Origin of the sequence: Actinomadura sp. GC306 (assembly GCF_004348665.1) — a bacterium.
Lineage (GTDB): Bacteria > Actinomycetota > Actinomycetes > Streptosporangiales > Streptosporangiaceae > Spirillospora.
In genome coordinates this window covers 1-9,753 of sequence record NZ_SMKM01000255.1, presented here as the reverse complement: position 1 = coordinate 9,753, position 9,753 = coordinate 1, and the positions used below count along the sequence as shown (strand labels likewise).

The window sequence follows — 9,753 nt, the reverse complement described above, 5'->3', positions numbered from 1 at the left end:
GACCACCCCCTGGCCCCCGCCCGGCACGCCGCGCCTGACCTCCCGCGCCATTCGTTTTGGTCGCGGTCGCAAGGTCCTGTATTCTCATCGGGACGCGAGCGACCGGCCGGAAACGGAACGGGCGCTCGTACCTCACTGGGGTATGGTGTAATCGGCAGCACGAGTGATTCTGGTTCACTTAGTCTAGGTTCGAGTCCTGGTACCCCAGCTGCGTCCGTTTGCGCGGACATGCGCCCCCGTCGTCTAGTGGCCTAGGACGCCGCCCTCTCAAGGCGGTAACGGCGGTTCGAATCCGCTCGGGGGTACTGGCTCGGCCTGCTCGCCGCCCTTTTGGGGCGGCTTCGCCGTTTTCCTGGTGTCTTCCAGGGGGCGCCCCCCTGGAACCCCCGGTGTTCGGGCTTCGCCCTCACCCGTGGTTGCGGTTCGCGCCCAATGACATCATCTGCGACGTCCAAGGGCTGCTTGGGTGTCGGCCGCAAAAATTCCTCCGGGCCTGGGAATTCGGTTCGAGCTGGTGGGGTTGGTCCGGTAAGGTGGGGCAGGCCCGAGCGGGAGATCGCCCGGGTCGAACAGTCCGGCCCCCGTCGTCTAGTGGCCTAGGACGCCGCCCTCTCAAGGCGGTAACGGCGGTTCGAATCCGCTCGGGGGTACCACGGAACCGCAGATCGATGATCTGCGGTTTTTCTCTTTTCTCAGGGTCGTCCACTCCCCTCGAAGATCGCGTGTGATGGTCGGCGGTCGCCTCGGGTATGCACGCGGCGGAAGGCGGTGCACGCCAACCCACACGAGGAGTGCTGCTGATGAGTGCGATGCGGGCCGTCCAGGTCGTCGGCTACCACCAGGACCTGCGGATGGCGGAGGTCCCCGTCCCGGAGCCGGAGGAGCCGTTCGACGTCATCGTGAGGATCGGCGGCGCCGGGGTGTGCCGCACCGACCTCCACATCCTTGAGGGCCAGTGGGCCGAGAAGTCCGGCGTGGAACTGCCCTACACGATCGGGCACGAGAACGCCGGGTGGGTGCACGCCGTGGGCTCCGCCGTGACCGGGATCGCGGAGGGCGACAAGGTGATCCTGCACCCCCTGGTCACCTGCGGGCTGTGCCGCGCCTGCCGCTCAGGTGACGACGTGCACTGCGCGAACAGCCGGTTCCCCGGCATCGACAGCGACGGCGGATACGCCGACTACATCCGGACGAACGCGCGCAGCGTGGTGAAGCTGGACGAGTCGCTGGAGCCCGCCGGCGTCGCGGCATACGCCGACGCCGGGCTCACCGCGTACCACGCGGCGGCGAAGGCCGCGCGCCGGCTCACACCGCGGGACCGCTGCGCGGTCATCGGCTCCGGCGGCCTCGGGCACATCGGCGTCCAGGTGCTGAAGGCGCTCAGTCCGGCCGAGATCATCGTCGTCGACCGCGACCAGGGGGCCGTCGACCTCGCCTCGTCGATCGGCGCGGACCATGGTGTCGTCGCGGACGGCGACCACGTCGAAGAAGTCCTCGACCTCACCCACGGCGGGGCCGAGGTCGTCATCGACTTCGTCGGCGAGGGCGGCACGACCGCCGAGGGCCTGCGCATGCTCAAGCAGGCCGGGGACTACCACGTGGTCGGCTACGGCGAGAACATCGACGTCCCCACCATCGACATCATCTCCGCCGAGATCAACATCATCGGCAACCTCGTCGGCTCCTACAACGACCTGTGCGACCTGATGGCCCTCGCCGCGCGCGGCGCGGTCACCCTGCACACCGAGAAGTACGCCCTGGACGACTTCCAGTCCGCGATCGACGCCCTCGACGCCGGGCGAGTCCGGGGGCGCGCCATCCTCACGCCCTGACGGCGTGGGACTTGTTAGCGCTATCGGTATCCGACGTCAATGCGTGGGCCGTCACGAGGGTCGCCGGCGTGGGTCGGGGCTTGTATTGCCCTGTTCCAGGGTCGTTCCGCCGGATGTTCCGGTCTCTGGGGTATTGACACGGCAGAGCGTTATCGCAAACATTCTCGCCAAGCGTGTTGGCACATGGAGGCACGATGGGCGAGTCGACGCGGCGGCGTCCGGCCGACCGGGGCCCGGCCGAGGGGCGCCGTGCCCGCACGGAGGACGTGGCCGCGCTGGCGGGCGTCCCGGCCATGGCGGTGTCCCGCGCCCTCAGCTCGCCCGCGAAGGTCCGCGCCTCCACCCGCGCCCGGGTGCTCGCCGCCGTCCGCGCGCTGGACCACCGGCCGAATGTGGCCGCCCGGGTCCTGGTGACCGGCGGGTCGGGGGTCCTCGGCGTCGCCGGCTTCGACACCACGCGCTACGGGCCCGCCTCCACCGTCTACGGCATCGAGCACTTCGGTGAGATCGGACGGCACGCTCTCGGCCTGCTGATGGACCGCATCGGCCGTCCCGCCGCGGACGGCACCCCCGGCCGGCGGCTCGTCGGCCCCGAACTCATCGTCCGCGAGACCACCGCCGCCGTCCGCGCCTGACCCAGCCGTCCCCGTTGTCCGCCGAGCGTGATGTTAGCGCTAACAGCACGTCCGTCCCACCCCTCGAAGGAGAACCCCCGATGAAGCGAAGAATCCTCGCCGCCGCCGCCGGTGCGGCGCTCGCCCTGACGTCCGTGGCGGCCTGCGGCGACTCCGGTTCCGGCGGCTCCGGCTCCGGCTCGATCACCCTGGGGTTCTCCCAGGTCGGCGCCGAGAGCGGCTGGCGGACGGCGAACACCAAGTCGATCAAGGAGGAGGCCGCGGCGGCGGGCATCGACCTCAAGTTCGCCGACGCGCAGCAGAAGCAGGAGAACCAGATCCAGGCGATCCGGTCCTTCATCAAGCAGAAGGTCGACGTCATCGCCTTCTCCCCGGTCGTGGTCACCGGCTGGGACGCGGTCCTGAAGGAGGCGAAGGCGGCCGGCATCCCGGTCGTGCTCACCGACCGCGCGGTGGACTCCGACGCGTCCATGTACGTGACGTTCCTCGGCTCGGACTTCGTCGAGGAGGGCCGGAAGTCCGGCCAGTGGCTCGTGGACCAGTACAAGGACTCGTCCGAGCCGGTGAACATCGTCCAGCTGGAGGGGACGGTCGGCGCGGCTCCGGCGATCGACCGCAAGAAGGGCTTCGAGGAGGTCATCAAGAGCAATCCGAACCTCAAGGTGATCGCCTCGCAGTCCGGCGAGTTCACCCGTGCCAAGGGCAAGGAGGTCATGCAGGCCCTGCTGAAGGCGCACAAGGACATCGACGTCCTGTACGCGCACAACGACGACATGGGCCTCGGCGCGATCCAGGCGATCGAGGAGGCCGGCAAGAAGCCCGGCGAGGACATCAAGATCATCACGGTGGACGCCGTCCGGGACGGGATGCAGGCCCTCGCCGACGGCAAGATCAACTTCATCGTGGAATGCAACCCGCTGCTCGGCGGGCAGCTCATGGAGATCGTCAAGAAGGTGCACGAGGACCAGCCCGTCGAGCGGCGCATCGTCACCGAGGAGACGGTCTTCGACCAGGAGGCCGCCAAGAAGGCCCTGCCCACCCGCAAGTACTGACCCCGGACCCCCGCCGGACCCGCCGGCCGCCGCGCGCGGCCCGCGGGCCCGGCGGGATCCGCCATGACGCGACCAGCGAGACAGGGGAGGGGGCATCGTGACCGAGCCCGTCCTTGAGGTCACCGGCATCACCAAGCAGTTCCCCGGGGTCCGTGCGCTCGACGGCGTGGCCTTCCGGCTGTTCCCGGGGGAGATCCACGCGCTGATGGGCGAGAACGGCGCCGGGAAGTCAACGCTGATCAAGGTGCTCACCGGCGTGTACCGGGCCGACGCCGGCCGGATGACGCTGGACGGCGCGGAGGTGCAGGTCCACGACCCGCCGCACGCCCAGCGGCTCGGCATCAGCACCGTCTACCAGGAGGTCAACCTCTGCCCCAACCTGTCGGTGGCGGAGAACATCTTCATCGGCCGGGAGCCCCGCCGGTTCGGCCGGATCGACTGGACGCGGATCCGGCGCCGGTCCGCCGAGCTGCTGGCCCGGCTCGACCTGGACCTCGACGTGACCGCGCCCCTCGGCGCGCAGTCCCTCGCCGTCCAGCAGCTCGTCGCGATCGTCCGGGCCGTCGACCTGGACGCGAAGGTCCTCATCCTGGACGAGCCGACGTCCAGCCTCGACCGGGGCGAGGTGGAGCGGCTGTTCGGCGTCATGCGGCGGCTGCGCGACGACGGGGTCGCCATCCTGTTCGTCTCGCACTTCCTGGAGCAGATCTACGAGATCTGCGACCGGGTCACCGTGCTGCGCAACGGCGGGCTGGTCGGGGAGTACCCGATCGGCGACCTCGGCCGGTTCGACCTCGTCTCCCGGATGACCGGCCAGGAACTGCGCGATCTGGAGCGGCTCGAAGAGGCCGCCCCGGCCATCACGCGCGGGAACCGGCTGCTCGCCCTGGAGGGCGCCGGGCGGACCGGCGCGCTCACCCCGGTCGACCTGGAGATCCACGAGGGCGAGGTCGTCGGCCTGGCCGGGCTGCTCGGCTCCGGGCGCTCGGAACTGGCCCGGCTGGTGTTCGGCGCCGAGGCCGCCGATACCGGACGCGTCCGGGTGGGCGACGAGACCGTCGCGCTCCGGACGCCGCGCGCCGCGATCGACCGCGGCATCGCGTTCTGCCCCGAGGACCGCAAGGCCGACGGCCTGGTCATGGACCTGACGGTCGCGGAGAACATCGTCCTCGCGCTGCAGGCCGCCCGCGGCTGGACGAGGCCGCTGCCGTCGCGGCGCCGCGACGAGCTGGTCGGCGAGTACATCCGGAAGCTGCGGATCCAGCCGCCGTCCCCCGGCACGCCGGTCCGCAACCTCAGCGGCGGCAACCAGCAGAAGGTGCTGCTCGCCCGCTGGCTCATCACCCGGCCCCGGCTGCTGATCCTGGACGAGCCGACCCGCGGCATCGACGTCGGCGCCAAGACCGAGATCCAGAAGCTCGTCGTGGCGCTGGCCGGCGACGGCATCGGCGTGCTGTTCATCTCCGCCGAGCTGGAGGAGGTCCTGCGGCTCTCGCACAAGGTCGAGGTGCTGCGGGACCGCACGCTCGTCGCGGAGCTCGCCAACGACGGGACCCTCACCCCCGAGCGGCTCCTCGAAACGATCGCGAACGGAGCGCCATGAACCCCGTGCACCGCGCGAACCTCGCCCGGCTGACCAGGCACCGGCTGTTCTGGCCGGTCGCGGTCCTCGTGCTGCTGCTCGCCGTCAACGCGATCGTCACGCCGGGCTTCCTCGCCGTCCGCGTCCGGGACGGCCACCTGTACGGCAGCCTGATCGACATCCTCCGGTTCGGCGCCCCGCTGATCATGGTGTCGCTCGGCATGACCATGGTCATCGCGACCGGCGGGATCGACCTGTCGGTGGGCTCCGTCGTCGCGATCAGCGGCGCGATGGCCTGCTACCTGATCAGCGAGGGGCAGGGCGTGGCCGTCGCGCTCGCGCTCAGCCTCGGCCTGTGCCTGGTCCTCGGACTCTGGAACGGGCTCCTGGTCACCCGCCTCGCCATCCAGCCGATCATCGCGACGCTCATCCTCATGGTCGGCGGGCGCGGCATCGCCCAGCTCATCACCGGCGGGCAGATCATCACGATCGACCGCGACTCGGGGTACCGGGAGATCGGCGGCGGGCACCTGGCGGGGCTGCCCGTCGCGGTCCTCATCGTCCTGGCGGCCGTGGGCGCCGCGGCCCTGCTCGCCCGCCGGACCGCCCTCGGGATGCTGCTGGAGTCGGTCGGCGGCAACGCGGAGGCGTCCCGGCTCGTCGGCATCCGCGCGTCCTCGCTGATCGTGCTCGGCTACGTGTTCTGCGCCGCGTGCGCGGGCGTCGCCGGGTGGATGATCTCCTCGGACGTGTCCGCGGCCGACGGCAACAACGCCGGGCTGTGGATCGAGCTCGACGCGATCCTCGCGGTGGTGCTCGGCGGCACCGCGCTCACCGGGGGACGGTTCTCCATCGCCGGCACCGTCGTCGGCGCGCTCATCATCCAGACCCTCAACACCACGATCTACACGGCGGGCATCCCGCCGCGCACCACGCTGGTGTTCGAGGCCGTCGTCGTCACCCTCGTGTGCCTGCTCCAGTCCCCGGCCTTCCGCGCCAAGGTCGGGCGCCGCCGCCGGCCCGGACCCCTCCCGCCGCCCACGGACCCGCCGGCACTGGACAAGAAAGTCGAGGTCCCCGCATGACCACCGCCCTCGCCCTGCCTGCGGTGCACCGCCGGCACGTCCCGGTCCTCGTCACGTTCGGCCTGTTCGTCCTGGCGTTCGCGACCGGGGCGCTGCGCTACGAGAACTTCGGCACCGCCCAGGTCTTCGCCGACCTGTTCATCGACAACGCGTTCCTCCTCGTCGTCGCCATCGGCATGACGTTCGTCATCCTCAGCGGCGGCATCGACCTGTCGGTCGGGTCGGTCGTCGCCCTGTCCGGGATGCTGTGCGCGGTCGGGACGTCCCGGCTGGGGCTGCCCGGCCCGCTGGTGATCCTGCTCGTCCTGCTGGTCGGGACGCTGTTCGGCGCGGCGATGGGCTACGTGATCCACGTCTTCGAGATCCAGCCGTTCATCGCCACCCTCGCCGGGATGTTCCTCGCCCGCGGACTGTGCTTCACCATCAGCGAGAAGCAGATCTCCATCGAGAACGGCTTCTTCGACACCATCGCGCTGAACCGGATCGCCCTGCCCGGCGGCGTCCGCGTCTCCGCGGGGGCCGTCATCGCCCTGGTCGTCTTCGCCGTGGCCGTGTACGTCCTGCACTGGACGCGGACCGGGCGCAACGTCTACGCGATCGGCGGCGGCGAGCAGTCCGCGCTGCTCATGGGCCTGCCCGTCGCCCGCACCAAGATTCAGGTGTACGCCATCAGCGGGTTCTGCTCCGCCCTCGGCGGCGTCCTGTTCGCCTTCTACACCCTGTCCGGCGACGGGCTGCACGCCGTCGGCATGGAACTCGACGCGATCGCCGCCGTCGTCATCGGCGGCACGATGCTGACCGGCGGTTCCGGATACGTGGTCGGCACCCTCCTCGGCGTTCTCGTCCTGGGCGTCATCAAGACCATGCTCACCTTCGAGGGGACGCTCAGCTCATGGTGGACGCGCATCGCCATCAGCGTCCTGCTCTTCGCCTTCATCGCCCTGCAGCGCCTAGTCGGCATCCGCAGGAAGGCCCGTTCGACGTAGCAACACGGCAGCGCCTTTTACTACCCTTCCCAAGTTAGCGCTAACATCAAGATGCGAAGAAGGCGCAGCCCTGATTGCCGCTATGCACCATCCCCATTCGCCCGTCCCCGGGGCGAATGTCGACCGCGACGACACGATGACGCAGGTGACGGCGGCGGGTCACTTCACGAAGATCGGAAGGGACCGGCGCGGCTCGAACCGGAACGCGGCCCCCTTGCTGATCTTGGTGACCGCGACCTCCCCTGTCTCCGGAGCGGCGGTGTCGGTGAGCACGACCCGCGCCGTCCAGTCGGTCGCGGTGCCGGTCATCTCGACGTCCAAGTAGGGGTTCACCGCGCGGACGATCGCCCGCAGAGCGTCGGGAGTCTCGGGCGTGCACAGCGGAAGCCACCCGCCGTCCAGATGCGCCGGCGAGTGCGACACCGTGACCGCGTCCCCGTCTCGGCTGAACCGGACATACGGCAACGGGTTCATCAACGGGTGCAGTTCAAGGACCCGGGCCGCGTCCTCCGGGGTGTCGGACGATCCCAGCGCACGGTGCAGGCGCTCGGCGGCCACCCCGGCATGCCCGATGAGCTGCTTGAGCGCAATACGCCGGAAGACCTCCTCGTCACCCGCCGCGCGCTCCCGCACGGCCAGTTGGAACGAGAGGTTCAGCAGGTGCTGCTGCAGGACGACCTCGTCCGCCATCCGGACCAGCGCCGAGCGCGAGAAGGCTCCGAAGTCGAGGTCGTCGACGAGCGGCCCGCTGTAGTCGGCGAGACCGTCGTCGGCCGGATCGATGTCGTCGAGGACGACCGTGGCCGCCAGCGACCGCTCATTGACCGCGAGCGCCGGGATCGCCTCCACGCCGGGGTAGCTCGGATCGACCTCCACCGTCCAGGAGCAGTGCGGGTGCCGGTCGGCGGGCTGTCGCGGCGGACGGTGGATCGGCCGCACCTGCGCCTGCGGATTGGTGGCCACGGCCGTAGCGTCGAACGTCGGGTCCTCGATGTCATGGCACATGAACTTGACCATGGAAGGCCCCATGGGCTCGACGTCCAGCAGCGCCCCGCAGTGGTCGAGGTGGAACGCCCCGTGCCAGGGGTCGGTCACGCTGTAGCGGAAGTCCATGAACTGCGGCGGTGCGCCGATGTCCAGCTGCATGCCCTTGAAGATCGTGGGCACGTCGTCGCCCTCGAACGCCAGCGCCTTCTGCATGCGCCGCGTGTAGATCGGACTGGCGCCCGCCCACTCCTCGATGGCGACCTGGGTCATCTCCTCCTGACCCCACGCCTCCAGGCAGAACGGCATCCCCGCGCGGTCGATCAGATGGCCGATGAGCAGCAGCTCCGGTACCAGCGTGGCGAGCTGCGCACGGCTCAGACTTTCGTACCGGCTGGGCATCGAATCCCTCCAGAGGTGGACCGCCCTCGCAATATAGACAGCCGATCAGACATCTGTCCAGGTATGCTCGCAGGGTGCGGCTGGAGCTCATCACCATCGTCGTGGACGACTATGACGAGGCCATCGGGTTCTTCACCGGAGCGCTCGGCTTCGACCTGGTCGAGGACTCGCCTTCGCTCACGAACGACGGACGCCCCAAGCGATGGGTCGTCGTCCGGCCCCCGGGAGCCGAAACAGGAATCCTCCTGGCCCGAGCAGACGGCCCGGACCAATCCGCCGCCATCGGGAGCCAGACCGCCGGCCGCGTGGGCTTCTTCCTTCGAGTGGACGATTTCGACGCCACCCACGAACGCCTGACGAACGCCGGCGTCGAGTTCACCACCCCACCCCGCGCAGAACCCTACGGACGAGTAGCCGTGTTCCTCGACATAGCCGGAAACCACTGGGACCTACTAGGTCCCGCCTAAACTCCCGAGAGCGTGGCCGCAGAAAAATCACTCAAAAACCTGATCTGCATCCTCAACGACGGCGGCCCGCTCTACCCACCGCTCAAGCTGCCCAATATCGCCACACCCCGTAACACGCTCACGAAGCTCATGAGAGACGTCGAATCCCCGAGCATGCAAGAGAAGAAGCAGAGCCTTGGCCGTCCCCTCGACCGCACCCCTCGCCTCACCCTCGGCCTGGTGGGCTTTGGCAAAGTCTGATTGCCACTCGTAGTTCTCGATGGCCACAGAGTCTCCAGGAGAGTGTCAGCCGGGCCGGAGGGTCAGGTGAAAAGTTCTTCGGCGCTCTCGGTGGTGGTGGCTCGTTGGACCCAGTGTTCGAGCTGGTCGGTGTCGGTGCAACTGGTGATGCGCTCGCGGACGTGGTCGGGAACGTCGATGCCCCGGGCGCGCAAGACGAGAAGGACCGATCTGGCTTCCCCTTCGGCCTTGCCCTGCGCTTTGCCCCTTGCTTCACCCCTCGCTTCGCCTTCGGCTTGGTGGGCTTTGGCGAAGTCCGACTGCCACTCGTAATCGGTGATCTTCATCGTCCCCTCCAGGACTTCGCGGGCGGACTCGGAGAGCTGCATCCTCAGGTAGTCATAATACAAACGGCCGGTGTCGCCGCCGTGCCCATGGACTTCGTCGAGAGCGGCGATCACGCTGGTCAGGACGTCTTTGGTGTGGGGGCCGCCGGGGTCGGCGTGGGC

At 69.4% G+C, this 9,753-nt stretch carries 9 protein-coding genes, 3 tRNA genes and 1 pseudogene; 11 read left to right on the top strand and 2 right to left on the bottom strand.

All coding sequences use genetic code 11. The features are described from left to right. The first annotated feature begins 136 nt into the window (after nucleotides 1-136). From E1200_RS26840 to yjfF, 9 genes are all read left to right on the top strand, one after another. Nucleotides 137-208 (top strand) — tRNA-Gln (locus E1200_RS26840). 24 nt (nucleotides 209-232) lie between these two features. After that, nucleotides 233-305 (top strand) — tRNA-Glu (locus E1200_RS26835). A 272-nt stretch (nucleotides 306-577) separates the two neighbouring features. Then, nucleotides 578-653, top strand: a tRNA-Glu gene (locus E1200_RS26830). Between the two features lie 156 nt (nucleotides 654-809). Further along, nucleotides 810-1,832 carry an NAD(P)-dependent alcohol dehydrogenase gene (locus tag E1200_RS26825; protein ID WP_131954858.1) on the top strand — a complete coding sequence of 341 codons (1,023 nt, stop codon included), beginning with the start codon at nucleotides 810-812 and terminating at the stop codon, nucleotides 1,830-1,832. A 194-nt stretch (nucleotides 1,833-2,026) separates the two neighbouring features. Beyond that, nucleotides 2,027-2,467: a LacI family DNA-binding transcriptional regulator gene (locus E1200_RS26820; RefSeq protein WP_131954857.1), complete on the top strand. Its 441-nt coding sequence runs from the start codon at nucleotides 2,027-2,029 to the stop codon at nucleotides 2,465-2,467. An 80-nt stretch (nucleotides 2,468-2,547) separates the two neighbouring features. After that, nucleotides 2,548-3,519, top strand: coding sequence for an ABC transporter substrate-binding protein (locus E1200_RS26815; RefSeq protein ID WP_131954856.1), 972 nt, complete (start codon nucleotides 2,548-2,550; stop codon nucleotides 3,517-3,519). A 97-nt stretch (nucleotides 3,520-3,616) separates the two neighbouring features. Next, nucleotides 3,617-5,122 carry a sugar ABC transporter ATP-binding protein gene (locus tag E1200_RS26810; RefSeq protein ID WP_207933560.1) on the top strand — a complete coding sequence of 502 codons (1,506 nt, stop codon included), beginning with the start codon at nucleotides 3,617-3,619 and terminating at the stop codon, nucleotides 5,120-5,122. Next, nucleotides 5,119-6,186: an ABC transporter permease gene (locus E1200_RS26805; protein ID WP_131954854.1), complete on the top strand. Its 1,068-nt coding sequence runs from the start codon at nucleotides 5,119-5,121 to the stop codon at nucleotides 6,184-6,186. Before E1200_RS26810 ends, E1200_RS26805 begins: the two co-directional genes overlap by 4 nt. Beyond that, nucleotides 6,183-7,172: a galactofuranose ABC transporter, permease protein YjfF gene (gene yjfF / locus E1200_RS26800; protein ID WP_131954853.1), complete on the top strand. Its 990-nt coding sequence runs from the start codon at nucleotides 6,183-6,185 to the stop codon at nucleotides 7,170-7,172. The genes E1200_RS26805 and yjfF overlap by 4 nt, the downstream gene beginning before the upstream one ends. Nucleotides 7,173-7,331: 159 nt before the next feature. Here yjfF and E1200_RS26795 read toward each other — a convergent pair whose 3' ends face one another. After that, a complete protein-coding gene (locus E1200_RS26795) occupies nucleotides 7,332-8,558 on the bottom strand; it encodes a hypothetical protein (RefSeq protein WP_131954852.1) in 1,227 nt (408 codons plus the stop codon). Nucleotides 8,559-8,632: 74 nt separating this feature from the next. Between E1200_RS26795 and E1200_RS26790 the strand changes: the two genes are divergently transcribed. Together E1200_RS26790 and E1200_RS26785 are read left to right on the top strand one after the other, a co-directional pair. After that, entirely contained in the window at nucleotides 8,633-9,025 is a 393-nt protein-coding gene (locus E1200_RS26790; protein ID WP_131954851.1) for a VOC family protein, read from the top strand. A gap of 12 nt (nucleotides 9,026-9,037) precedes the next feature. Then, nucleotides 9,038-9,265, top strand: a complete 228-nt coding sequence (locus tag E1200_RS26785) for a hypothetical protein (RefSeq protein ID WP_131954850.1) — start codon at nucleotides 9,038-9,040, stop codon at nucleotides 9,263-9,265. Nucleotides 9,266-9,327: 62 nt separating this feature from the next. Here the strand turns inward: E1200_RS26785 and E1200_RS33995 are convergent. Further along, nucleotides 9,328-9,753, bottom strand: a pseudogene (locus E1200_RS33995) (hypothetical protein); the annotation flags it as partial.

What these genes read in the sequence shown, in the direction of transcription:
- E1200_RS26795 (WP_131954852.1), bottom strand. Translation starts at nt 8,558, where the DNA reads ATGCCCAGCCGGTACGAAAGTCTGAGCCGTGCGCAGCTCGCCACGCTG.
- yjfF (WP_131954853.1), top strand. Translation starts at nt 6,183, where the DNA reads ATGACCACCGCCCTCGCCCTGCCTGCGGTGCACCGCCGGCACGTCCCG.
- E1200_RS26825 (WP_131954858.1), top strand. Translation starts at nt 810, where the DNA reads ATGCGGGCCGTCCAGGTCGTCGGCTACCACCAGGACCTGCGGATGGCG.
- E1200_RS26820 (WP_131954857.1), top strand. Translation starts at nt 2,027, where the DNA reads ATGGGCGAGTCGACGCGGCGGCGTCCGGCCGACCGGGGCCCGGCCGAG.
- E1200_RS26805 (WP_131954854.1), top strand. Translation starts at nt 5,119, where the DNA reads ATGAACCCCGTGCACCGCGCGAACCTCGCCCGGCTGACCAGGCACCGG.
- E1200_RS26815 (WP_131954856.1), top strand. Translation starts at nt 2,548, where the DNA reads ATGAAGCGAAGAATCCTCGCCGCCGCCGCCGGTGCGGCGCTCGCCCTG.